Annotated in this window: 24 protein-coding genes; 13 read left to right on the top strand and 11 right to left on the bottom strand. The window is 62.0% G+C overall.

Annotation, left to right across the window (positions count from 1 at the left end):
- Positions 1-45: 45 nt before the first annotated feature.
- The 3 genes from thrC to ACWPW0_RS05285 all read left to right on the top strand — a co-directional run bounded on the left by thrC (position 46) and on the right by ACWPW0_RS05285 (position 2,625).
- On the top strand, positions 46-1,455 hold the full coding sequence (gene thrC, locus ACWPW0_RS05275) for a threonine synthase (protein ID WP_447589662.1): 1,410 nt from the start codon (positions 46-48) through the stop codon (positions 1,453-1,455).
- A gap of 212 nt (positions 1,456-1,667) precedes the next feature.
- On the top strand, positions 1,668-2,234 hold the full coding sequence (locus ACWPW0_RS05280; RefSeq protein ID WP_454254644.1) for a DJ-1/PfpI family protein: 567 nt from the start codon (positions 1,668-1,670) through the stop codon (positions 2,232-2,234).
- A gap of 88 nt (positions 2,235-2,322) precedes the next feature.
- Positions 2,323-2,625 carry a ribbon-helix-helix domain-containing protein gene (locus ACWPW0_RS05285; protein WP_447589666.1) on the top strand — a complete coding sequence of 101 codons (303 nt, stop codon included), beginning with the start codon at positions 2,323-2,325 and terminating at the stop codon, positions 2,623-2,625.
- 86 nt (positions 2,626-2,711) lie between these two features.
- On the opposite strand, the gene rhlB is transcribed toward ACWPW0_RS05285, so the two are convergent.
- From rhlB to ACWPW0_RS05305, 4 genes are all read right to left on the bottom strand, one after another.
- Entirely contained in the window at positions 2,712-4,166 is a 1,455-nt protein-coding gene (rhlB, locus tag ACWPW0_RS05290; RefSeq protein WP_454254645.1) for an ATP-dependent RNA helicase RhlB, read from the bottom strand.
- 92 nt (positions 4,167-4,258) lie between these two features.
- Positions 4,259-5,452: a dipeptidase gene (locus ACWPW0_RS05295; RefSeq protein WP_454254646.1), complete on the bottom strand. Its 1,194-nt coding sequence runs from the start codon at positions 5,450-5,452 to the stop codon at positions 4,259-4,261.
- 121 nt (positions 5,453-5,573) lie between these two features.
- Positions 5,574-6,512: a GGDEF domain-containing protein gene (locus tag ACWPW0_RS05300; protein WP_454254647.1), complete on the bottom strand. Its 939-nt coding sequence runs from the start codon at positions 6,510-6,512 to the stop codon at positions 5,574-5,576.
- 289 nt (positions 6,513-6,801) lie between these two features.
- On the bottom strand, positions 6,802-7,461 hold the full coding sequence (locus ACWPW0_RS05305) for an alpha/beta hydrolase (protein WP_454254648.1): 660 nt from the start codon (positions 7,459-7,461) through the stop codon (positions 6,802-6,804).
- Positions 7,462-7,878: 417 nt separating this feature from the next.
- Between ACWPW0_RS05305 and ACWPW0_RS05310 the strand changes: the two genes are divergently transcribed.
- From ACWPW0_RS05310 to ACWPW0_RS05325, 4 genes are all read left to right on the top strand, one after another.
- Positions 7,879-8,907: an amino acid ABC transporter substrate-binding protein gene (locus tag ACWPW0_RS05310; RefSeq protein ID WP_447589675.1), complete on the top strand. Its 1,029-nt coding sequence runs from the start codon at positions 7,879-7,881 to the stop codon at positions 8,905-8,907.
- A 99-nt stretch (positions 8,908-9,006) separates the two neighbouring features.
- Positions 9,007-10,191: an amino acid ABC transporter permease gene (locus ACWPW0_RS05315; protein ID WP_454254649.1), complete on the top strand. Its 1,185-nt coding sequence runs from the start codon at positions 9,007-9,009 to the stop codon at positions 10,189-10,191.
- A 9-nt stretch (positions 10,192-10,200) separates the two neighbouring features.
- Positions 10,201-11,316, top strand: coding sequence for an amino acid ABC transporter permease (locus ACWPW0_RS05320; protein WP_447589678.1), 1,116 nt, complete (start codon positions 10,201-10,203; stop codon positions 11,314-11,316).
- Positions 11,317-11,326: 10 nt separating this feature from the next.
- Positions 11,327-12,088: an amino acid ABC transporter ATP-binding protein gene (locus tag ACWPW0_RS05325; protein WP_454254650.1), complete on the top strand. Its 762-nt coding sequence runs from the start codon at positions 11,327-11,329 to the stop codon at positions 12,086-12,088.
- 132 nt (positions 12,089-12,220) lie between these two features.
- Here ACWPW0_RS05325 and ACWPW0_RS05330 read toward each other — a convergent pair whose 3' ends face one another.
- The gene (locus ACWPW0_RS05330) at positions 12,221-13,192 is read right to left on the bottom strand and encodes a GlxA family transcriptional regulator (RefSeq protein WP_454254651.1); all 972 of its coding nucleotides are present in this window, start codon (positions 13,190-13,192) and stop codon (positions 12,221-12,223) included.
- Positions 13,193-13,308: 116 nt separating this feature from the next.
- Here ACWPW0_RS05330 and ACWPW0_RS05335 point away from each other — a divergent pair, with 116 nt between their 5' ends.
- The 3 genes from ACWPW0_RS05335 to ACWPW0_RS05345 all read left to right on the top strand — a co-directional run bounded on the left by ACWPW0_RS05335 (position 13,309) and on the right by ACWPW0_RS05345 (position 15,144).
- The gene (locus ACWPW0_RS05335; RefSeq protein WP_454254652.1) at positions 13,309-13,779 is read left to right on the top strand and encodes a nuclear transport factor 2 family protein; all 471 of its coding nucleotides are present in this window, start codon (positions 13,309-13,311) and stop codon (positions 13,777-13,779) included.
- A gap of 39 nt (positions 13,780-13,818) precedes the next feature.
- Positions 13,819-14,142, top strand: coding sequence for a GIY-YIG nuclease family protein (locus ACWPW0_RS05340; protein ID WP_454254653.1), 324 nt, complete (start codon positions 13,819-13,821; stop codon positions 14,140-14,142).
- Positions 14,143-14,208: 66 nt separating this feature from the next.
- On the top strand, positions 14,209-15,144 hold the full coding sequence (locus tag ACWPW0_RS05345) for a glutathione S-transferase family protein (RefSeq protein WP_454254654.1): 936 nt from the start codon (positions 14,209-14,211) through the stop codon (positions 15,142-15,144).
- Between the two features lie 69 nt (positions 15,145-15,213).
- On the opposite strand, the gene ACWPW0_RS05350 is transcribed toward ACWPW0_RS05345, so the two are convergent.
- The 6 genes from ACWPW0_RS05350 to ACWPW0_RS05375 form a co-directional block, all read right to left on the bottom strand.
- A complete protein-coding gene (locus ACWPW0_RS05350; protein WP_454254655.1) occupies positions 15,214-15,543 on the bottom strand; it encodes a glutaredoxin family protein in 330 nt (109 codons plus the stop codon).
- A gap of 2 nt (positions 15,544-15,545) precedes the next feature.
- Positions 15,546-16,553, bottom strand: coding sequence for a nucleoid-associated protein YejK (gene yejK, locus ACWPW0_RS05355; protein ID WP_447589689.1), 1,008 nt, complete (start codon positions 16,551-16,553; stop codon positions 15,546-15,548).
- 79 nt (positions 16,554-16,632) lie between these two features.
- Positions 16,633-17,967, bottom strand: a complete 1,335-nt coding sequence (locus ACWPW0_RS05360) for a TAXI family TRAP transporter solute-binding subunit (RefSeq protein ID WP_454254656.1) — start codon at positions 17,965-17,967, stop codon at positions 16,633-16,635.
- A 140-nt stretch (positions 17,968-18,107) separates the two neighbouring features.
- Positions 18,108-19,100 (bottom strand): 23S rRNA (adenine(1618)-N(6))-methyltransferase RlmF, encoded by a 993-nt coding sequence (gene rlmF, locus ACWPW0_RS05365; protein WP_454254657.1) that lies wholly within the window; start codon positions 19,098-19,100, stop codon positions 18,108-18,110.
- Positions 19,101-19,145: 45 nt separating this feature from the next.
- Complete coding sequence (locus ACWPW0_RS05370) at positions 19,146-19,370, bottom strand: TIGR02450 family Trp-rich protein (protein ID WP_447589695.1); 225 nt, start codon at positions 19,368-19,370, stop codon at positions 19,146-19,148.
- On the bottom strand, positions 19,367-20,353 hold the full coding sequence (locus tag ACWPW0_RS05375) for an NAD(P)/FAD-dependent oxidoreductase (RefSeq protein WP_454254658.1): 987 nt from the start codon (positions 20,351-20,353) through the stop codon (positions 19,367-19,369). Before ACWPW0_RS05375 ends, ACWPW0_RS05370 begins: the two co-directional genes overlap by 4 nt.
- A 314-nt stretch (positions 20,354-20,667) precedes the next feature.
- Here ACWPW0_RS05375 and ACWPW0_RS05380 point away from each other — a divergent pair, with 314 nt between their 5' ends.
- Genes ACWPW0_RS05380 through ACWPW0_RS05390 form a run of 3 tightly spaced genes read left to right on the top strand, consistent with a single transcriptional unit; the run spans position 20,668 to position 23,446 of the window.
- The gene (locus ACWPW0_RS05380) at positions 20,668-21,573 is read left to right on the top strand and encodes a TIGR01777 family oxidoreductase (RefSeq protein WP_454254659.1); all 906 of its coding nucleotides are present in this window, start codon (positions 20,668-20,670) and stop codon (positions 21,571-21,573) included.
- On the top strand, positions 21,570-22,592 hold the full coding sequence (locus ACWPW0_RS05385; RefSeq protein ID WP_454254660.1) for a ferrochelatase: 1,023 nt from the start codon (positions 21,570-21,572) through the stop codon (positions 22,590-22,592). The genes ACWPW0_RS05380 and ACWPW0_RS05385 overlap by 4 nt, the downstream gene beginning before the upstream one ends.
- A complete protein-coding gene (locus ACWPW0_RS05390; RefSeq protein WP_454254661.1) occupies positions 22,589-23,446 on the top strand; it encodes a substrate-binding periplasmic protein in 858 nt (285 codons plus the stop codon). The genes ACWPW0_RS05385 and ACWPW0_RS05390 overlap by 4 nt, the downstream gene beginning before the upstream one ends.
- Positions 23,447-23,476 lie beyond the last annotated feature (30 nt).

Raw genomic sequence — 23,476 nt, forward strand, 5'->3', positions numbered from 1 at the left:
CGGCATGCTTTTGCCCGCGCGAGACACAGACCGAAGGTTTGAACCATGCGTTACATCAGCACCCGCGGCCAAGCGCCGGCCCTGAATTTCGAAGATGTCCTGCTCGCTGGCCTGGCCAGTGACGGCGGGCTTTACGTACCGGAAAACCTGCCACGCTTCACTCAGGAGGAAATCGCCTCCTGGGCAGGCCTGCCGTACCACGAGCTGGCCTTCCGTGTAATGCGCCCGTTCGTCACCGGCAGCATTCCGGATGCCGACTTCAAGAAGATTCTCGAAGAGACCTATGGCGTGTTCGCCCACAACGCGGTGGCGCCGCTGCGCCAGTTGAACGGCAACGAGTGGGTGCTGGAGCTGTTCCACGGCCCGACCCTTGCCTTCAAGGACTTCGCCCTGCAATTGCTCGGTCGCCTGCTCGACTACGTGCTGGCCAAGCGCAACGAGCGCGTGGTGATCATGGGCGCGACCTCGGGTGACACCGGCTCGGCGGCCATCGAAGGCTGCAAGGCGTGCGATAACGTCGACATCTTCATCATGCACCCGCACAACCGTGTGTCCGAGGTGCAGCGCCGGCAGATGACCACCATCTTCGGTGACAACATCCACAACATCGCCATCGAAGGCAACTTCGACGACTGCCAGGAGATGGTCAAGGCCAGCTTCGCCGACCAGGGCTTCCTCAAAGGCACCCGTCTGGTCGCGGTCAACTCGATCAACTGGGCGCGGATCATGGCCCAGATCGTCTACTACTTCCACGCAGCCCTGCAGCTGGGCGGGCCGGCGCGTTCGGTGGCGTTCTCGGTGCCGACCGGCAACTTCGGCGACATCTTCGCCGGCTACCTGGCGCGCAACATGGGCTTGCCGATCAGCCAACTGATCGTCGCCACCAACCGCAACGACATCCTGCACCGCTTCATGAGCGGCAATCAGTACGTCAAGGGTGACCTGCACCCGACCCTGTCGCCGTCCATGGACATCATGGTCTCGTCGAACTTCGAACGCCTGCTGTTCGACCTGCACGGTCGCAACGGTGCGGCCATTGCCGGGCTGATGGAAACCTTCAAGCAAGGTGGTGGCTTCAGCGTCGAGGACGACCGCTGGACCGAGGCGCGCAAGCTGTTCGACTCGCTGGCCGTGAGCGACGAGGAGACCTGCGAGACCATCGCCGAGGTGTACAAGGAGAGCGGCGAGCTGCTCGATCCGCACACCGCCATCGGTGTGCGTGCCGCCCGTGAGTGCCGTCGCAGCCTGGCCATCCCCATGGTCACCCTGGGCACCGCGCATCCGGTCAAGTTCCCCGAGGCGGTGGAGAAGGCCGGTGTGGCCAAGGCCATCGAGCTTCCGGCACACCTGACCGACCTGTTCCAGCGCGAAGAGCGTTGCACGGTACTGGCCAACGATCTGAAGACCGTTCAGCAGTTCGTCAGCCAGCATGGCAATCGCGGCAAGCCGCTCTAAGCTGATGCTGCAGGAAAGAGCCCCGCTGATGCGGGGCTTTTTTATGGCTGCTTTTCGCTAGAGCTCGAGCCTTGGTGCAAGCCCGTAGGGCACGCCGCGCACACTCTGCACACTCATAAACGCGTCAGATCAAACTGTAGTAGCCAGTTGTTACCCGACGGCTGCAGTCCTGCTCCAGACTGCGATCACCTTCACCCACCCGGAGACACCTCATGACTGCCAAGAAGATCCTCCTGCTGGCCGGCGATTACGTCGAAGATTACGAAATCATGGTGCCGTTCCAGGCGCTGCAGATGGTCGGCCACACCGTGCATGCGGTGTGCCCTGGCAAGCAGGCTGGCGACAGCGTGCGCACCGCCATTCACGACTTCGAGGGCGATCAGACCTACAGCGAGAAGCCGGGGCACAACTTTGTGCTCAACTTCGCTTTCGATCAGGTCCGTGCCGAAGACTATGACGCACTGGTGGTGCCCGGTGGACGCTCGCCCGAATACCTGCGCCTGAATGACGACGTGGTGGCGCTGGTGCAGGCCTTCGACGCTGCCGGCAAGCCGATTGCGGCGGTCTGCCATGGCCCGCAATTGCTTGCCGCTGCCGGTGTGCTCAAGGGCCGCCAGTGCAGCGCCTACCCGGCCTGTGCCCCGGAAGTGCGCCTGGCAGGCGGTGAATATATCGAGCTGCCGGTGGATGCCGCGCATGTCGACGGCAACCTGGTCACCGCTCCAGCCTGGCCGGCACATCCGGCCTGGCTGGCGGCGCTCCTCCGCGTGCTGGGATAAACTGCAGAAGCGTGTGCAGGCGCTGACCTGCACACCAGGCCAAGGCCTGGCGAGCCTTGGAACATCGCCGACTGGGGAGTGACGCACGATGTGTGAGTTGTATGTAAAGGCTGATCCGATCCTCTACGAGTCACGCTCGCGATCCCTGCGCATTCGCGGTGTGGTAACCACCTTGCGCCTGGAGAACCAGTTCTGGGACATCCTGCACGAGATCGCCGAGGTCGACGGCATGACTACCAATCAACTGATCGCCAAGCTGTATGACGAGGTCATGGATTACCGCGGGGAAGTGGTCAACTTCGCCTCGTTCCTGCGCGTCAGTTGCACCCGTTACCTGGCCCAGCGGCCGCAGCGCAGTGCCGAGGTGTTGAGCCTGGTAAAGCAGCTGTAGGTGATGGGAGAGGCTGCGATGCACACCGTCCCGTTTTACGGACATGAAAAAGCCCGCGGTGAGCGGGCTTTTTCGTTGGCGGCGGATCAGTTCTTGCGCGGCACCGGTTTGAGCAATTCCTCGGGCGGCATTTCGCACGTGATCTTGCGGCCGAGCAGTGCTTCGATGGGCGGCAGGGCGTAGGCGTCGTCTTCACTGGCAAAGCTGATCGAGACACCGCTGGCGCCGGCGCGGCCAGTACGGCCAATGCGGTGCACATAGTCGTCCGGCACTTCGGGCAGGGTGAAGTTGACCACGTGGCTGATGCCATCGACGTGGATGCCGCGACCGGCGACGTCGGTGGCGACCATCACGCGGATCTTGCCTTCGCGGAAGCCTTCCAGGGTCTTGATCCGCTTGTGCTGGGGCACGTCGCCGGACATCTGCGCGGCGCTGACGCCGTCCTTGATCAGTTTTTCCTCGATACGGCGTACCTCGTCGCGGCGGTTGGCGAAGACCATGACCCGCTCCCAGTCATTCTGTGTGACCAGGTTGTAGAGCAGGCGGTACTTGTCCTTGCTGGATACGGCGTAGACGTGCTGCTCGACGGTGTCGCTGGCGACGTTCTCCGGCTCGATCTCGACGATAGCCGGGTCGACTGTCCATTGCCGGGCCAGGTTCATCACGTCTTCGGTGAAGGTGGCGGAGAACAGCAGGGTCTGGCGGTCGCCCTTCATCGGGGTCTGGCGGATGATCTGACGGACCTGCGGAATGAAGCCCATGTCGAGCATGCGGTCGGCCTCATCGAGGACCATGACTTCGACCATGTCCAGGTGCACTTCGCCGCGCTGGTTGAAATCCAGCAGGCGGCCCGGAGTGGCCACGAGGATGTCGCAGAAGCGTGATTCCAGCTGCTTGAGCTGCTTGTCGAAGTCCATGCCGCCGACGAAGGTCATCACGTTGAGACCGGTGTATTTGGTCAGCGCGGCAGCGTCCTTGGCGATCTGCACGACCAGCTCACGGGTCGGCGCGATGATCAGCGCCCGCGGTTCGCCCATGTAGCGCTCTTTCGGCGGTGTGGTTTGCAGCAACTGGGTGATGGTCGAGACCAGGAAGGCGGCGGTCTTGCCGGTACCGGTCTGGGCGCGGCCGATAGCGTCCTTGCCCTTCAGGGTGTGACCGAGGACCTGCGCCTGGATGGGCGTGCAATACGGGAAGCCCAGGTCGTGGATCGCATGCATCAGCTCGGGGGCGAGTCGGAAATCATGGAAGCGGGTCTTGCCTTCGGCAGGCTCGACCACGAAGTCTTCCAGTTTCCAGATGTCGACCGGCTTGGCTACGCGCTCGCGACGTGGCTTGTCGCTACGCGGTTTCTTCGGATCTGTGGCGTTGTCCCGCGCAGTGCTGACAGGGGTGGCGGCAGAGGAGGGGCGAGGTGAATGCCCACGCTTCTCGCTATTGGGTGCCGGGGTTGCTACTGCAGGACTGGAGGGGGTGCCGCGCGCGGGCTGCTCGGCATCGCCCTTGCTGAAGATTTTCTTGAGTGCTTTGAGCACGGCCATCTCGTATTGGTTAAGGAATGAACGGCCGCCAGTGTAAAGCAAGATGCCCCCGTGGCGAAGTGCCGCGGGGGCGAGGGCCTATCGCTGGTTTGTCAGCGCCTTGCCGAAACGGCAGCAGACCCTAATGACTCGGGCAGTGTGCGCATCAGCAGGCGTTGGACATTACCGCCCATGATGGCGGCAATGTCCGTATTGCTGAAACCGGCGCGCTGCAGTCCTTCGGTGATTTGGGCCAGGCCGGTGGTGTCGAACGGCGTGTGGACCGTGCCGTTGAAGTCCGAGCCCAGCGCCACGTGTTCGACCCCGACCTTGTCGGCCGTGTAGCGAATGGCTCGAACGATAGCCCCTACCGAGGTTTCACACACGGCGGTTTTCCAGTAGCCGATGCCAATCAACCCGCCGGTGGCGGCAATGCCCTGGATATGGGCATCGCTGAGGTTGCGTGGACCGGGGCAGGTGCCGGCGACCCCAGTGTGCGAGACCAGCAGCGGGCGGCTGCTGACCTTGAGTACGTCATCGATCAGGGCTTTGGAAGCATGGGCCAGGTCCACCAGCATGCCTTTTTGCTCAAGACGGGTGATGACCTCGTGGCCAAACGGAGTCAGACCGCCTTTGTTCAGGCCATGTGCCGAGCCACCGACTTCGTTATCGAAGAAATGCGTCAGGCCGGCGATGCGGAAGCCGGCGTCGTACAGGCGATCGACATTGTCCAGTTGGCCTTCCAGCGGTTGCAGCCCTTCGGTGGCGAGCAGGGCGGCCAAGTGTTTGGGGTCGCGCCGCCAGGTTTCCATGAACGCCTGCAGGTCGCCACGGGTGCGAATCAACACCATACGCCCCTCACTGTCAGCCACGGCCTGTTGCAGCTTCTGGCTCTGGTACAGGGCTCGCTCCAGCAGGCTGGTCCAGGTGGCGCGCGGCCAGCGCTGCGCCATGATCAGCAGGGTGATGTTGTCGGTGTCGGCGGCGTTGCTCTCATAGTTCAGGTTGCGTGGCGTCTTGGTGACGGTGGAAAAGACTTCCAGGCCTACATGGCCGTCGAGCAGGCGTGGCAGGTCGGAGTGGCCATAGGTGGCCCGGTCGAGCAGGTCGCGTTGCCAGAGCAGGGCATCGTTGTGCAGGTCGGCGACGAACAGGCTGTCATGCAGTTTCTCTGCGCTGTCGCTGGCGTGGTAGGGCGCGGGGTGGGCGACGCTGTTCATCTTGCGGTCGAGCAGGCTGGGCAGGCTGAAGAAGATCCCGGCGCCGATCAGCACGAGGATCAGAAGGGTGAGCAGGAGCTTGCGCATGAGGTGCCATCCGGGCGTTGTTGTTTTGTTATGTGCCGACTGTAGGGCCTGTTGAGGCGTCATCACAACTGCGCTGGGGGGAGGTTGATCAGAAGGCGGAATCTGTTCCTGAAGGGAGCTTTCAGCCGCAGAGACGGTTACGACCCTGGAGTTTGGCCTGGTAGAGCGCGCTGTCTGCCCGGGCGATGAGTTTTTCAAGAACGTCCCTGGGCTGCATCTGGGACAGCCCGATGGACACCGTGACGCCCGGCAGGATGCCGACTGGAGAGTAGAACGAGCCGATCTGCTCCAGGCTCTGGCGCAGGCGCTCACCAATGCTGCGAGCCTCGTCCGCGGCGATCTCCGGGAGCAGGATGACGAATTCCTCGCCGCCATAACGTACCAGGCTGTCTTTGGGGCGTAGCTGTTGGCGCAGGGTGTGGGCCACGAGGCACAGGGCGTAGTCGCCTGCCAGATGGCCGTGCTGATCGTTGTAGGCCTTGAAGTGGTCGACATCGAGCATCAGCAGGCACAGGGGCTGCTCATTGAAGGCACAGCGCGTGCTTTCGCGCTCATAGACATAGTCCAGCCAGCGTCGATTGAAACAGCCGGTGAGCGTATCGACATTGGCGTTCTGTTCACTGTCCAGAATGATCCGGTTGCCCTGTCGAACCCGCTCGCAGAGCAGCTCCAGCAGGTTCTGCATCAGTTGGGGGGATTGATTGAACAGGCTGACCAGCGATTCGCGGTGCAGGCGCAAGACCTTGGAGGGTTGTGTGGCAACGACATAGGCGCACGGGTGGTCATTGTCGATAAAGCTGATTTCACCGGCACACTCACCCGTTTGCAGGGTGCTGACCGGTTGATTGTCGAGCGAGCCGAGGTAGACCTTCAGTTCACCTTCGAGCAGAAGGTAGAGGAACTGATTGCGGTTGAAAGGGGAGAGCAGGACTTCACCGGCCTCCAGGTCGCAGGCGCGGAACTCTCTGAGCAACTGCTCAAGACTGCTGGCAGCGACGTTGTGGAAGAGCCGCACGCGGCTGATTTGCTGCAGATCCTGTTTCCAATTGGCGTTTTTCATCGCAAGGGTGAAGCGCCGAGCTTATGTTTGATGAATGCTGGCATCACAAACCCCTCCCTGTTGTGTGGATACTTGCATCGACGGTATGCCGCCATTTATCGGGAGGCAATGGCCCAGGCATGCCAGGCCGACCAGCGGTCAATATTGCTGGGATGTTGCAGGGTCTATTGTTGTTTGACTTGCTCGACCAGTGGCGGTTGTCAGGGGGGGCGCCGGCGCGGGCGTCCCTTATCGGCAGCCTGCTGCCTTTATCACGCCCCTGAACCCATTGCGAGCAGGAGGGTTGTTCTCAGCGGCTGAGCTTCTGGGCCAGCCAGGCATGGATGGTTTCTATCTCTTCCAGCACGACTTCATGGGCCATCGGGAACTCCTGCCAGGTCGCGTCTACGCCTTTGTCGTGCAGCAGGTCGTAGGCTGCGCGCCCCATGCTCGGCAGCACGACGTCGTCATGGCTACCGTGCAGGCACAGTACGGGGAGGCGCTGCTGGTAGTCGTTGAGCGTCAGCCCTTCGTTGAAGGTCGGTGAGTAGGTGGACAGCGCCATCACTCCGCCCAGAGGCCCATGCCAACGCAGGAAAGCCGTGTGATAGACCACGGCGCCGCCTTGGGAAAAACCAGCGAGGAAGATGCGCGCCGGATCGATGCCGCTGTCACGTTGCGCTTCGATCAGGTCAATCACGGTTTGCGCAGAGGCTTCCAGTTGCTCGCGATTGATCGCGCGTGCCGGGCTCATGGCGAGAATGTCGTACCAACTGGGCATTGCCCAACCACCATTGATGGTCACAGGTTGCGTTGGCGCCTGCGGCAGGATGAAACGTGTCGTACTCAGGTGTTTCTGCAGGGCTGTGGCCACAGGTTGGAAGTCATAACGGTCGGCGCCCAGGCCGTGTAACCAGATGACGCAGGCATCGGCCTTGTCTGTGGGATCGAGAAGCAGTGCTTCGGGCATGTGCGGCTCCATGGCAGTGCGGGCGCATCATCATGGGGCGCGCCCTGTAGGTGGATCATTAACAAGATGTCGCAAGGCCGAACGTTTGCCTCTTGACCCTCTCGAATTCGTATCTTTCGCCTGAGGTGGTACGGCGCTTGCTACAGCGCCTTGGCCCGGTGGGTGCCGCAAAGAACCTCTACGCGCCAGATCGTGAACAGGTTCTGAAACGGTAAAAGGCGGGCATCCATTTCGTCTCCAGCTCGTATGACCTGCGAGCGCGGAGTGAGTTTTTCGCCGGCTGGTAGATCGGCAACTAGACTCACTTCTGGTTCTCTCTCCGGTCGATCCGCAATGGTGGCGGTATCGAACGTGCCTCACAAGGGTTACGGCGGCGGGACCGAGACTCCGATCCAACAAGAATATCTGGAGGTTTTGATGAAGATGGTGAAATCCACCCTAGCGATATTGACCACGGCAACGCTACTGGGAGCGAGCGGTTTTGCTCACGCCGGTGCCACCCTGGATGCGGTAAAGAAGAAGGGCTTCGTGCAGTGCGGGATCAGTGATGGCTTGCCGGGTTTTTCCTATACCGATGCCAAGGGTAATTACCTGGGGATCGATGTGGATGTTTGCCGTGCCGTCGCCGCCGCCGTATTTGGCGATGCGTCCAAAGTCAAATTCAGCCCGCTGACCGCTAAGGAGCGCTTCACCGCCCTGCAGTCTGGTGAAGTCGACATGCTGTCGCGCAATACCACCTGGACCAGCTCGCGTGATGCGGCCATGGGCCTGAATTTTACCGGCGTGACGTACTACGACGGTCAGGGCTTCCTGGTTAACAAGAAGGTCGGTGTTTCCAGCGCCAAGGAACTCGATGGCGCCACGGTCTGTATCCAGGCGGGCACCACTACCGAGCTGAACCTGGCGGACTACTTCCGCGCCAATGGCCTGAAATACACCCCGATCACCTATGACACCTCGGATGAAAGCGCCAAGTCGCTGGAGTCGGGTCGTTGTGACGTGCTCACTTCCGACCAGTCGCAGTTGTACGCCCAGCGCATCAAGCTGGCGGCGCCGGACGAGTACGTGGTGTTGCCGGAAGTGATCTCCAAGGAGCCTCTTGGCCCGGCAGTGCGTCAGGGTGATGAGGAGTGGTTCGATATCGTGCGCTGGACGCTGTTTGCCCAGTTGAATGCCGAAGAACTCGGGGTTACCTCTGCGAATGTCGAGGAAATGGCCAAGTCGACCAAGAACCCGGATATCGCCCGTCTGTTGGGTGCCGAGGGTGATTTCGGCAAGGATCTGAAGCTGCCGAAGGACTGGGCCGTGAAGATCGTCAAGCAAGTGGGCAACTATGGCGAGATCTTCGACCGTAACGTGGGCGCCGGCAGCGAGCTGAAAATCGAGCGTGGCCTCAATGCCCTGTGGAACAAGGGTGGTCTGCAGTACGCACCGCCGGTGCGCTGACCTGCCCTGTGCCATCGCCCTCTAGCGGGGCGATGGCGTGTTCCTGATTCCATGAGCCTCGCGCTGCGGTGATGGGCGCGTTGCTCCATGAGGGCCATCATGTCGAACAAAGCCACTCTTTCGCGCCCGCGCCCGTCCATCTGGACCGATCCGCAGATCCGCGCCTGGCTCTTCCAGATCATTGCCGTCGTCGCCGTTGTGGCGATCGGCTGGTACCTGTTTCACAACACCCAGCACAACCTGCAGCAGCGCGGCATCCTTTCCGGCTTCGGCTTTCTCGAGCAGAGCGCCGGTTTCGGTATTTCCCAACACCTGATCGATTACAACGAAAGCAATTCGTATGGCCGGGTATTCCTGATCGGGTTGCTCAACACGCTGCTGGTGACGGTGGTTGGCATCATCTTCGCCACGCTGATCGGTTTCACCGTCGGTGTCGCACGGCTCTCGCCCAATTGGCTGATTCGCAAGCTGGCGACCATTTATATCGAGACGTTCCGCAATATCCCGCCATTGCTGCAGATCTTCTTCTGGTATTTCGCCGTGATCGGGCCGCTGCCCGGTCCCCGCGAAAGCCTGAGCCTGGGCGATATCTTTTTCTTCAACAAGCGTGGCGTGCAGATGCCGGCGCCGCTGGCCGCCGAGGGGCTGGTGCCCTTTCTGATCGCATTGCTGGTCAGTGTGATTGTTGCCATCGTTCTCTGGCGATGGGCACACAAGCGGCGTCTGGCTACGGGGCAGGGTTTTCCCGTCTGGCTGTGTGTGCTTGCCTTGCTGCTTGGAGTGCCGGGCCTGACCATGCTGGTCGCTGGCGTGCCGGTGCACTGGGACGTGCCGGTGCTGCAGGGCTTCAACTTCCGGGGCGGCTGGGTCATGGCGCCTGAGCTGACGTCCATTGTGTTGGCACTGAGCATCTACACGGCAGCGTTTATCGCCGAGACAGTGCGCTCCGGCATCCAGGCGGTCAGTCATGGCCAGACGGAAGCAGCGCGCTCGCTGGGGCTGCGCCCCGGACGCATCCTGCGATTGGTGATCATCCCGCAGGCCATGCGCGTGATCGTTCCGCCGCTGACCAGCCAGTATCTCAATCTGACGAAGAACTCTTCCCTGGCTGCGGCCATCGGCTACCCGGACATGGTCTCGCTGTTCGCCGGCACCGTGCTCAACCAGACGGGGCAGGCCATCGAGGTCATGGCCATCACCATGAGCGTTTACCTGGCCATCAGCATCAGCATTTCGCTGTTGATGAATGGGTACAACAAACGCATCGCGTTGGTCGAGCGCTAGGAGGCTGACATGACGACACATACGTTCAAGCCCGACCTGCCGCCGCCTTCGATCAGCGTGGGACCACTGGCCTGGGTGCGGGCCAATCTGTTCTCGGGATGGTTCAACACCCTGCTGACGTTGCTGGGTCTGTACGTGCTCTGGTTGGCGATACCACCCTTGATCGAGTGGGCATTCATCCATGCGTACTGGGGGAGTGGTACCCGGGCGGATTGCGTGCCACAGGGCGAGGGGGCCGCGAAGGGCGCTTGCTGGATTTTCATCGGCGACCGCTTTGGCCAGTTCATGTATGGCTTCTATCCGACAGAGTTGCGCTGGCGGGTCGACCTGGCCGGGATATTGGCCGTCGTCGCGGCCATCCCGCTCTTTCTCGATCGATTCCAGTACAAGGCCAAGTATGGGCTGGCCTATCTGGTGATCTATCCGGTCGTGGCCTACTGGCTGCTGCACGGCGGCTTCTTCGGTCTGGAAACCGTGGCCACGTCGCAGTGGGGCGGGTTGATGCTGACTATCGTGATTGCCGCGGTGGGCATCGCAGGGGCATTGCCGCTGGGCATCCTGCTGGCGCTGGGGCGACGCTCGGAACTGCCGGCGATCAAGGTCATCTGCGTCACCTTCATCGAGTTCTGGCGTGGGGTGCCGTTGATCACCGTGCTGTTCATGTCGTCGGTGATGCTGCCGTTGTTCCTCCCGGAAGGCATCAGCCTCGACAAGCTGATGCGGGCGATGGTGATGGTGGTCTTCTTCGAGGCGGCCTACATCGCCGAGGTGGTACGTGGCGGCATGCAGGCGATTCCCAAGGGGCAGTACGAAGCGGCGGCGGCCATGGGGCTTGGTTACTGGCGGACCATGGGCCTGGTGATCCTGCCGCAGGCGCTGAAGCTGGTGATCCCGGGGATCGTCAACACCTTCATCGCGCTATTCAAGGACACCAGCCTGGTGATCATCATCGGCCTGTTCGACCTGCTCAACAGCATCAAGCGCGCCACCAGCGACCCGATGTGGCTGGGGATGTCGACCGAGGGCTATGTCTTCGCGGCCCTGGTCTACTGGATTTTCTGTTTCAGCATGTCCCGCTATTCCATGCGCCTGGAGCGCAAATTGAATACCGGCCACACGCGTTAGGAGTGTCGAGATGAGTGAAGCCAACAAACAACCCAGCGCCGAGCCGATCATCCAGTTGCAGGGCGTGAACAAGTGGTACGGACAGTTCCATGTGCTCAAGGACATCAATCTGAATGTGCGCCAGGGCGAGCGCATTGTGCTGTGTGGGCCTTCGGGCTCTGGCAAGTCGACCACCATCCGCTGTATCAACCGGCTGGAGGAGCACCAGCAGGGGCGCATCATCGTCGACGGTACCGAGCTGACCAGCGACCTCAAACAGATCGAGGCCATTCGCAGTGAGGTCGGCATGGTGTTCCAGCACTTCAATCTGTTTCCGCACCTGACCGTGCTGCAGAACTGCACGCTGGCACCGATGTGGGTGCGCAAGATGCCGAAGAAGGAGGCCGAGGAGGTCGCCATGCAATACCTGCAGCGGGTGCGCATTCCGGAACAGGCCAACAAGTTTCCCGGTCAGCTGTCCGGTGGTCAGCAGCAGCGGGTGGCGATTGCCCGGGCCCTGTGCATGCGGCCGAAGATCATGCTGTTCGATGAGCCGACCTCGGCCCTGGACCCGGAAATGGTCAAGGAAGTGCTCGACACCATGATCGGCCTCGCCCACGACGGCATGACCATGCTCTGCGTGACCCACGAGATGGGCTTTGCCCGTACCGTGGCGGACCGGGTGATCTTCATGGACAAGGGGGAGATCGTCGAGCAGAACGACCCTGACACCTTCTTCACCAACCCGCAGAACGAGCGCACCAAGCTGTTTCTCAGCCAGATCCTGCATTGAGCGTGCGGGACCTGAGTCGGGGGCGCTCCGCGTGCATCAGGGGCAGAGCCTTTGTAGAGGTGTCCCCGCGTAGATCGTTGGAGCGACCAAACCGTCCATCACAGGGAGAGCGCGGCGTATCGCTGGCTGCCACTAAGCAGGATCTGTTCTGGATGGGCGATTGTTCAGGCGCTTGCGAAATGCTCCCGGTGTTTCCCCGCATACCTGCTTGAACAGCTTGGCGAAAGTGGCGCGATCGGCGTAACCCACCTGCGCCGCCACCTGTTCCAGGGAGCGAGCAGGGTTGCGCAATGCACTCTGTGCCGCACTGATGCGCAGGCGTTGCAGGTAGTCGTTGGGTGTCAGTCCGGTTGCCGCCTTGAAGCGGCGCAGCAGGGTGCGTGTCGAGCAGTTGGCCTGGCCGGCCAGGCGTTGCAGGTCGATGGCTTCGCCATGATGGTGTTGCAACCAGCGCAGCAGCGGTGCGACCAGTGCGTCGTCCATTACCATGTCCGGCAGGAGTGGGGCGAAGCGCGATTGTTGTCCCCGTTCGCGGTCGACCACCAGGGTGTTGGCAACCCGTTGGGCCAGCCAGTCGCCGGCATGCCAGGCGATCAGATGCAGGCACAGGTCGAGCCCGGCCTGGGCGCCGCCCGAGCAGAAGCGATTGCGGTCCTCGGTGAACAGTTGATCGATCTGCAGTTGCACACGAGGGAAATGCTGACGGAACTGATTCGCAAGAGCCCAATGGGTGGTTGCACGTCTGCCGTCGAGTAGGCCGGCCGCGGCCAGGAGAAAGGCACTGCTGCAGAGGCTGGCCAGTTGTTGCTCGGCTGGGCGTTTTGCCAGCCATTGCAGCAGGGTGCGGTTGCCTTCGAGGGTCCGGTGTTGCGCACTGCCGGTGGCGGGAATCAGCAGCAGGTCGGCCTCTTCTGCCAGACGCAGGTCGCCATCCACGCGCACCTCGACGAAGCCAAGCTCCACGGCCTTTCCGTCGCTGCTGACGCGCTGTATGCGAAAACACTCCTCGCCGGCCAGCAGATTGGCCAGGCGAAAGGCATCGTCTGCCATGGTCAGGCTGGAGCAAACGGTTTGTGGGCACACATACAAGGCAATGCGGATCATGAGGCGGCCCGGTTGACAGGTTGGCGATTATTGACACAAAGATGGCGTTCGAGACAATCGCTCTGTGGCGAAATGCCAGCGATACTGCATGCAGTTCACTCACTGGAGCAGCACCCATGGCCCATCCCAACGCCGAATTGATCACGCGCTTCTACCAGGCCTTCCAGGAACTGGATGCGCAAACGATGGCGGCCTGCTACAGCGCGGATGTGCAGTTCAGTGACCCGGTATTCACGGACCTGCGTGGCAGCGACGCGGCTGATATGTGGCGCATGCTGGCGGCGCGTGCACAGAATTTCTCCCTGACCTTCGATGGCGTCCAGGCCGATGACCAGCAGGGCAGTGCCTGTTGGGTCGCCACCTACCTGTTCAGCAAGACCGGTCGTACTGTGGTCAACCGTATCCAGGCGCGCTTCCGCTTTGCCGACGGCAAGATCGTGGAGCACCGTGACCACTTCGACCTGTGGCGCTGGTCGCGTCAGGCTCTGGGGAACAAAGGACTGTTGCTGGGCTGGACGCCGCTGGTGCAAGGCGCCATTCGCAAACAGGCAATGGCGGGGCTGCATGCCTGGCAGGCGGGTCGCTGAGTGACGTAAGCTGCCCGCGCATTGAAGGCGAGGGTAGTGATGAGTGAGTGCAAGGGCGCAGAGGGCATCGAGCCGACGCCGGAGAAAGCCTGGTTTGTCTATCTGGTGCGTGCGGCCAATGGGGCGCTTTATTGCGGTATCAGTGATGATCCGCAGCGGCGTTTCGCTCAGCATCAGCGCGGCAAGGGCGCACGTTTTTTCCACTCCAGCCCGGCCCAGGCGCTGGTTTACGTCGAGGCATGCGCGAGCAAGGGCGATGCATTGCGCCGCGAGCGGGCGGTCAAGGCACTGACGAAAGTGGCCAAGGAGCGCCTGGTCAGTGACCAGCCCATGCAATCGGCTGATGATGCGCTATCAGGCTAAGCGGGTAGGCTGCGGAGGGTGTGACAGGTAAGCTGCTGGTCCACTGCCAATGACACGGAGCCCGTCATGCACGAGCTTATTCTGCACCACTATCCCGCTTCGCCATTCGCCGAAAAAACACGGTTGCTGCTGGGCTTCAAGCAATTGTCGTGGCGTTCGGTGGTGATTCCGCCGGTGATGCCCAAGCCTGACCTGGTGGCCCTGACCGGCGGTTATCGCAAGACACCGGTCTTGCAGATCGGTGCTGATATCTACTGCGACACGGCCTTGATCGCCCGACGCCTGGAGGCCGAGAAGGCAGTTCCTGCGCTATTCCCCGAAGGCCAGGAGTTCATCAGTGCCAGCTTCGCCCTGTGGGTCGACTCGGTGGTGTTCCAGCATGCGGTCAGCCTGGCGTTTCAACCTGAGGCGATAGCGGTGCGTTTTGCCAAGTTCCCTCCGGAAGCGATGAAGGCGTTCGTCGCGGATCGGGCGGGTCTGTTCAGTGGGGGGACCGCTGGGCGCCTGCCGGCAGAGATCGCTCGGCATAACTGGCCGAGCATCATGGGGCGGGTCGAACAGCAACTGGCGCGCGAATCGGGTGATTTCCTGTTTGGCGAGCCTTCCATTGCCGATTTTGCCCTGGCTCATGGTCTGTGGTTCCTCAAAGCCTCGCCGGCTACAGCGCAACTGGTTGATGCCTATCCAGCGGTGAGCACCTGGTTTGCGCGAGTATTGGCTTTTGGACATGGCTCGGCGAGCCCATTGAGTGCTGTCGAGGCCATCGACATTGCTCGCGAAGCCACGCCCGCGGCACTGCCAGTGGATGATCTCGAAGAGCCCAATGGTTTCAGCGCGGGGCAGCAGGTGGTAATTGCCGCCACTGATTATGGGGTCGACCCGGTTGCCGGTGAGTTGCTGTTTGCCGGACGTGAGGAGCTGATCCTGCGCCGCGAGGATGAGCGCGCCGGCATCGTGCATGTGCACTTCCCGCGGCTGGGGTTCCGTATCGAGGCGGCGTGAGTCATTTCATTCTCTTGCCCACTAAAAATGCCCGGCTCGCCGGGCATTTCTATTACTGGTGATCACGTTTCAGTAAGCAGCGAGAATGGCCTGGGGGTTGTAGCCACTGATGAGCTGGCCCTTTACGTCGATCAGCGGGACGCCGCGTCCGCCGTGGGCGTCATAGGCCTGGCGTGCACTGGCCGACTTCTCGATGTCGAGTTCGCGGTAAGGAATGTTCTGCTGCTCGAGAAACGTTCTGGTCTTGGCGCAGTACCCGCACCAGGACGTGGCATAGAGCACCACTTCGCCGGGGCGTGTGGATACTACCGGCGTGTCACTGGTGCTCAGCAATGGTTCGATACGGTCCCATTGCTGCCAGACCACCAGCGCTACCAGAAGCACCAGAATCTTTTTCATGCTCAGTCCTTGCGGCGCTTGAGCTGGTCTTTCAGCTGCGTGGGCAACTGGCGAATGATCAGCATGTCTCGGGCTTCGTCGTACTCGATGGCCGAGCCCAGCAGGTGTGACTCGAAACTGATCGACAACCCTTCGGCACGGCCGGTGAAACGGCGGAACTGGTTCAGCGTGCGCTTATCCGCCGGGAATTCCGGGGCCAGGCCATAGTCCTTGTTGCGGATGTGTTCGTAGAAGGCGCGTGGGCGGTCCTCGTCTATCAGCCCGGAGAGATCTTCCAGGGTCATCGGTTCGCCGATCTTGGCCTGGCTGCTGGCGTAGTCGACCAGCGTATCGGTCTTGGCGCGGGCCTGTTCTTCCGGCAGATCCTCGCTCTCGACGAAGTCGCTGAAGGCCTTGAGCAGGGTGCGGGTTTCGCTTGGCGCATCGACGCCTTCCTGGCAGCCGATGAAGTCGCGGAAGTAGTCCGAGACCTTCTTGCCGTTCTTGCCACGGATGAACGAGATGTACTGCTTGGACTGCTGGTTGTTCTGCCACTCGGAAATGTTGATGCGCGCGGCCAGGTGCAGCTGGCCTAGGTCGAGGTGCTTGGCTGGCGCCACGTCCAGTGCTTCGGTGACTGCCACGCCTTCGCTATGGTGCAGCAGGGCGATGGCCAGGTAGTCGGTCATGCCCTGCTGGTAGTGGGCGAACAGCACATGGCCGCCGGTGGACAGGTTGGACTCTTCCATCAGCTTCTGCAGTTGCTCGACGGCCTGGCGGCTGAAAGCAGTGAAGTCGCGCCCACCGTCGAGGTATTCCTTGAGCCAGCCACTGAACGGATAGGCCCCCGACTCCTCGTGGAACAGTCCCCAGGCCTTGCCCTGCTTGGCGTTGTAGCTCTCATTGAGATCGGCCAGCAGGTTTTCCATGGCCTGGGATGTGCCCAGCTCACTGTCACGGGCGTGCAGTACGGCTGGTGTGCCGTCGGGCTTCTTGTCGATCAGGTGGACGATGCAGTGGCGGATCGGCATGGCAGTCTCGTAATGCAGAGGCGGAAAGTGGGTATGGTATCAGGCGATTGGAAAACCTAGCGAGTCGAGCGACCTCCTGTCAGGAGGCCTCCTGGGATTTCAGCTCACGCTGCTGATAGGACTGCAGGCGTTCGATCATGTAGCGCAGGTGCATGTGCAACTCGTACAACTCGTTCGAATAGGAGAGTGGTACTTCGACACGTGCCAGCTCATCCTCCAGTTGTTCCAGGCGACTGATTTCTGCGCTCAGGTCGTTGGGTAGCGTGCCTTTGTACAGACGCTGGTCGATCTCGCGCAGGTGCTTGTACCAGCGGTAGATGCGTGCGCGAATTCGCCACTGGTAAATCGGGCCGATGGCCTTGAACAGGGGGAACAGCAGCACAAGCAGCGGGATGGCCAGGATGATGTAGCGGTCGGCCAGCGAGGCGATGCGGAAGGGCAGGTAGCGTTGCAGGATCGGCAAGCCCTTGTCGTAGTAGTAATCGGCTTCGGACAGTGTTTTCAGCGACAACGGTGGGCGTGCCGGATACTGGCCGGCCGGGTCCAGCAGGCTGCCATTCTTCAGCACGGTGCGCGCCGCCTCGAGAATCAGCGGGGTGAGCGAAGGGTGGAAGCTTTCGCCGCTGACCAGCGTGGCCACCGGGCCGAGGGTGACGATGTCGGATTCGGGGGTGTTTTGCGCCATGTCGAGCATGCCTTCGCCTACCTGCAGTTCGCTCAGGTAGGGCAGGCGCGCGAGGTAGGCGGAGGTGCGGCGAAGGCTCACCAGGCGCACGTCTGGACTGGCGGCCAGGCGCTGGATCAGCGCATTTTCTGCCGGGCCGACGAAGAACGCCGCATCGAGCTCGCCTGCGATCAATGCGTTGGCGGCACGTGACCCACCAACCTTCTGCCAGGATGCAGGGTACTGCGTGGAGTCGATGCGATTGGCTTCGAACAGGGCTGACGTTACGGCCAGGGTGCCGCTGTTTTCCGTCCCGACGCCCAGGCGCAAGGACATCAAGTCGGACAGGTGCTCGAATTTCACCTTGCGACTGGTAAACAACCACAGCGGCTCGCGGTACATCACTCCCAGGCCTGCGAGCTTTTCGCGCTCCTCATCACTGACATTCAATTCCTGGCCGCTTTGCACGAGGGCGAGTTGCACCTCATTGCTTTCCAGTTTGGTCAGGTTGTCCTGGGAGCCACGGCTCTGTACCAGCTCAAGGGTAAAGCCCTGTTTCTCCAGCTCATCGCGCAGGCGCTCGGCGAAGGCGTGATAACCACCACTGGGTGCCCCTGTGGCCATGCGGGCATGCATCGGCGGTGGTGGGGCGACGAAATAGAAAAGTGCACCCACCAGGGCGGCCACCACTGGCACGATCCACAGGTTGGTCATGAGCATGATTTTCAGGTCGCGGAGAATGCGGCGCATGGACTGTTCCTTATCATTGCCTGACGCGAAGAATAGCCCGATTGGATTATTGGAGGCGTGTGCCGTTCCCCCATGATGGGATAAATCCATGGGCAGTGGCCGCTGCGCGCACTGCCGGGCGCATTTTTATGCGCTCGTGGTCACGCCTGCCAGCGTTGTTTGCGCCAGGCGCGTCGCTGGTTCTTGTCGAGGAATGTCCAGGCGACAAAGCGGCTCTGTTTCTGGCCTTGGGCCATGTGCACCACGCGGATGTCGCTGGCCCCCAGGCTTTTCAGACGATCTTGCAGGGGCGGCAGGTTGCCGGCCTTGGAAACCAGGGTACTGAACCAGAAGACCTGTTGGGCGAACGAAGCGCTCTGCTGCGCCATGCGCGCGATGAAACCGGCTTCACCCCCTTCGCAATACAGTTCTCCCGCCTGTCCGCCGAAGTTGAGTACTGGCAACTGGCGTTTCGGGTCGAGCTTGCCGAGGTTCTTCCATTTGCGCTGACTGCCTCGGTGCGCTTCGTCGAGCGAGCCATGGAAGGGCGGATTACAGAGTGTGAAATCGAACTGCTCGTCGGCCTGGATCAATCCCTGGAATATCTGTTGCGGATCGAGTTGTTGGCGCAAGGCAATGGCATTGCCCAACGGTGGATTGGCCTGAAGGATGGCGGTGGCTGAGGCCAGTGAGGCGGGATCGATATCGGCGCCGACGAAGCTCCAGCCGTAGTCGTGATGGCCGATGAGTGGATAGATGCAACTGGCGCCAGTGCCGATATCCAGCCCGCGAATGGCAGCGCCGCGCGGAATGGCGCCGTCATGACTGGAGCCGAGCATGTCAGCCAGATAGTGCAGGTAGTCGGCTCTCCCCGGTATCGGTGGGCACAGGTAATTCTCTGGAATGTTCCAGCCCTGGACCCCGTAGAACTGTTGCAGCAACGCACGGTTGAAGGCCCGTACCGCCTGCGGATTGGCGAAGTCGATACTTTCCTTGCCGTATGGATTGAGGATGACGAACGCGGCCAGTTCCGGGCTGGCCTTGATCAGTGCGGGGAAATCATAGCGGCCCTGATGGCGGTTGCGCGGGTGCAGCAAGGGTTTGTTTTCGGGCACGGACGAGCGAGGGGCTGGGCGTTCGGGTTGCTTGCGCATAACGGAGGGTTCAAGGGGCAGGAGACGTATTGTCCCACAAGATGGCTAGTGCCAGCCCATCTGCCAGCGTTCGCCGTCTCGTAGCATTTTCCAGTCCAGGATCTGACTGCGCCCCGTGAGCACGGCCTGTAGTTCGATGCCTGACAGCGTACCGTCCTCGGCGTGAAGCAGTTTGCTGACCAGGAAGTGTTTCTCTCGGTTTTGCGGGTGACGGGCCGTCCATTTCGAGAGCAGCAGTTTGCTTGGATTAAGTCGCAATCCGGTATTCATTGGCGATGTTCCAGCAGGCGCCTGGCCGCTTCCTGGCCGCTTAGCCAGGCACCTTCGACCCGCCCGGACAGGCACCAGTCGCCGCAGGCATACAGGCCCAGGTCGGCATCGGCCAGAACGCCCCATTCATGAGCACTGGTCGGGCGCGCATAGAGCCAGCGGTGCGCCAGGCTGAAACAGGGCGCGGGCACTGCACAGCCGATCATTTCGGCAAACGCGCCATGCAGCTGTTCAATAACGGCTTCCTTGGAGAGGTCCAGGTGCTGGCGGCTCCATGTGCTGCTGGCGTGCAGAATCCAGGTGTCGATAAGGGTATCTCGCTCCGGCTTGCTGCGGCTGCGTGCGAGCCAGGCGAGGGGGTTGTCCTGTACGAAGCAGCCTTCGACCGGGCTGTCGAGGGCCATGGCGAAACTCAGGGCCACGGCCCACGTCGGTTCCATGATCACACTGGCAGCCGCGCTGGCCAGTTTGGGCGCGGCGCTCAGCAAACCACTGGCCTGCGGGGCCGGTGTGGCGATGATCACGCTGCTGAACGGGCCATGATTCTGGCCGTCTGCATCTTGCAGGGTCCAGTGCTGCTCACCGCGAAAGACTTCGGTAATGCGGCAGGCAAAGTGCACAGGCAGGGCGCCGAGCAGGGCGCGGGTGATGGCGCTCATGCGTGGGGTACCGACCCAGCGCACCTGCTCGTCCGGTGAGGGACTCAGGCGACCGTCTCTGCTGCTATACAGATGAGGGGCCCATTCGGCGACCCAGCCACGAGCCTGCCACTGTTGCACCACCTCGACGAAGCGGCGGTCACGGGCCGTGAAATACTGTGCGCCGAGATCCAGGGACCCGGCTTCGCTGCGTTTGCTGGCCATGCGTCCACCGCTGCCACGGCTCTTGTCGAAGAGCTGGACCTCCTGACCGGCAGCATGCAATGCCTGCGCGGCGGAGAGCCCTGCCAGGCCGGTGCCGATGATGGCAATGGGTGCACTCATGATGGACCTCGTAGGTTGGAGCGATTGCCGTTGCAGCAGGTTGTATCGCTGAGACTACACAACAGACCCTGCTGCCAAGGCATGATTCAGACTAGCAGCCTGTCGGAGCTTGATCGTTCGTCGCGGGGGAAGGTCGGGTTGAAGCGAATGCTGTTTATTCGAGCGAGGGTCCCGGGGGTGTCCGGGCTTGGTGCATGCCGGCGATTCGCGCGCATGGCGCGCTCCCGCGGCTAGCTGCACGTGCTCTGGGCGACATCAAGTCTGGCAGGCTGCTAGGGTGAGACGGGTACTTGGCGCCATGCAAGGAGACAATCATGCATATCTTGCTGACCGGCGGTACGGGGTTGATCGGCCGACCATTGTGTCGATATTGGCTGCAGCAGGGGCACCGCCTCACGGTGTACAGCCGCACGCCTGAGCGGGTTGCGGAACTGTGTGGTGCCGAGGTTCGTGGCATCGGTGAGTTCGCTGACTACGGTGATGAGCCCCTGGATGCGGTGGTCAACCTGGCTGGAGCGCCGATTGCCGAGCGCCCCTGGACCCATAAACGCAAAGCCTTGCTCTGGGCCAGTCGTATCGGCCTGACCGAGCAGTTGCTGGACTGGCTGCAGGGGCGCGCGCAAAAGCCGCATCTACTGATCTCGGGTTCGGCGGTAGGCTGGTACGGCGACGGTGGCGAACGCGAGCTGCATGAGGATCATGCACCGGTGATCGAGGATTTCGCCGCCCAGCTCTGTGGTGCCTGGGAAGAGACTGCGCGACGTGCCGAAGCGTTCGGGGTTCGCGTGGTGCTGCTGCGTACCGGTTTGGTGCTGGCCAGCCATGGCGGGTTTCTCAAACGCCTGTTGCTGCCATTTCGGCTGGGGCTGGGTGGACCGATTGGCAGCGGCCGGCAGTGGATGCCATGGATTCATCTGCAGGATGAAATCGCCTTGATCGACTTTCTCTTGCAGCAGGAAGACACACAGGGTCCCTATAATGCCTGCGCGCCGCAGCCGGTGCGTAACAAGGCCTTTGCCCAGGCCCTGGGGCGTGCGTTGCATCGTCCGGCGCTGCTACCGTTGCCCGCCCCCGTGCTGCGTGTTGGCCTGGGGGAGTTGTCCGGGCTGCTGCTCGGCGGGCAGAAGGCGTTGCCTGCGCGCGCGCTGGCCGCGGGCTTCACGTTCCGTTTTACCGATATCGACTCGGCCCTGGCCGATCTTTTCAAGGATGCTGCATGACAGACCATGCCCTGCTGTTGGTCAACCTCGGTTCCCCGGACTCTACGTCGGTGGCCGATGTACGGCGTTACCTCAACCAGTTCCTCATGGACCCCTACGTCATCGACCTGCCGTGGCCGATCCGGCGGCTGTTGGTGTCGCTGATCCTGATCAAGCGACCTGAGCAGTCGGCACACGCCTATGCCTCGATCTGGTGGGAGGAGGGCTCGCCATTGGTGGTGCTCAGCCGCCGCCTGCAGCAGGCGATGAAGGCACAGTGGACGCACGGCCCCGTCGACCTGGCGATGCGTTATGGCGAACTGTCCATCGAAAAGGCGTTGCTGCGCCTGGTTGATCAGGGCGTCAAACGTGTGACCCTGGCGCCCTTGTATCCGCAGTTCGCTGACAGCACCACCACCACGGTGATCGAGGAAACCCGCCGCGTCTTGCGCGAGCGCAAACTGCCGTTGGAACTGGCGATCCTGCCGCCGTTCTTCGCCGAGCCGGAATACCTGGATGCTCTGGTCGCCAGTGCCCAGCCGCATCTGCAGCAGGGCTTCGATCATCTGCTGTTGAGCTTTCACGGTCTGCCGGAAAGCCATATTCGCAAGCTGGTGAAGGACCCTGCACATGACCTGCTGGCCAGCGACAGTCGGCAGGTCAGCGACGCGACGTTGGCGCTGTGCTATCGCAGCCAGTGCCTGCGTACCGCCGAAGCCTTCGCCGAGCGCGCCGGCCTGCAGCCTGGGCAATGGTCGGTGTCGTTCCAGTCGCGCCTGGGCCGCAACAAGTGGATCGAGCCTTATACCGAGGCGCGCCTCGATGAGCTGGGCAAGCAAGGGGTGAAGAAACTGCTGGTGATGTGCCCGGCGTTCGTTGCCGATTGCATCGAGACGCTGGAGGAAATCGGCATGCGCGGCCAGGAGCAGTTCCAGGAAGCCGGCGGCGAAACGCTCGTGCTGGTGCCCTGTGTGAATGATCACCCGCAGTGGGTGAGCGCGCTCACTACGCTGTGCGAACAGGTCACGCAGGCGCGTTGAACACGCCTCGCCGCAGGCCCTGGTGGACGCTGCTTGCGGCCTGCCTGGTGCTCGACCTGCAGGCCGGCGAGTTGCGTGTGTGCCAGCATGACCCGGGTCGCTATGCCTACCGTATCGAGCTGGCGAACCTGATCCTGGCGCGCACGGCAGCATCCGACGGTGAGTTGACGATAGCCCCCGCGAGCGATGAGGACCCGCCACAGGAGCGCTGCCTGATGCAACTGCGCACCGGAGAGGTCGACCTGGCCTACGTGCCGCCGAACCAGCAGCGCCTGGACGACTTCGACATGCTGCGTCAGGACATCCATGCCGGCATGCTCGGGTATCGCCTGCTGCTGATTCGTCGGGAAGATGCGCCGCGTTTTGCCCAGGTGCGTACCCTGGACGACTTGCGGCAGATGCGCGCCGGGTTCGTTACCCAGTGGAGTGATTTCTCGCAGTTCGCGGCCAACCGTTTACCGGTGGTGGGAGCCTCGCGCTCGGAGAACCTGCTGGCGATGCTGGAGAGTCGGCGTTTCGATTATTACCACCGCGCCTTGCACGAAGCCTGGTCGGAATTGGACAGCGAGGCGGCCAGGCACCCGGACTTGATGGTCGAGCCCAGCCTGGCGCTGGTCTACCCGTTGCCGGTGTACTTCACCTTCAATCGGCAGAATGGGCAGGCGCTGCGCGAGCGTTTCGAGCGAGGGCTGCGTCTGGTGCAGGACGATGGCAGTTTCCAGGCACTGGTTCTCCGTCATTTCGGTGAGCAGATCTACCGGAGCCGGCTGCACGAGCGGCGTGTGCTGATTCTCGAGAGTGACCTGCCAGCTGGCTTGCCTGATGCCGGCAGGCGTTTCTGGGTCGCGCACTGAGTCGCTGACGAGACGCCCCAGCCTGCTGGT

The organism is Pseudomonas sp. Marseille-Q8238 (genome assembly GCF_965111915.1).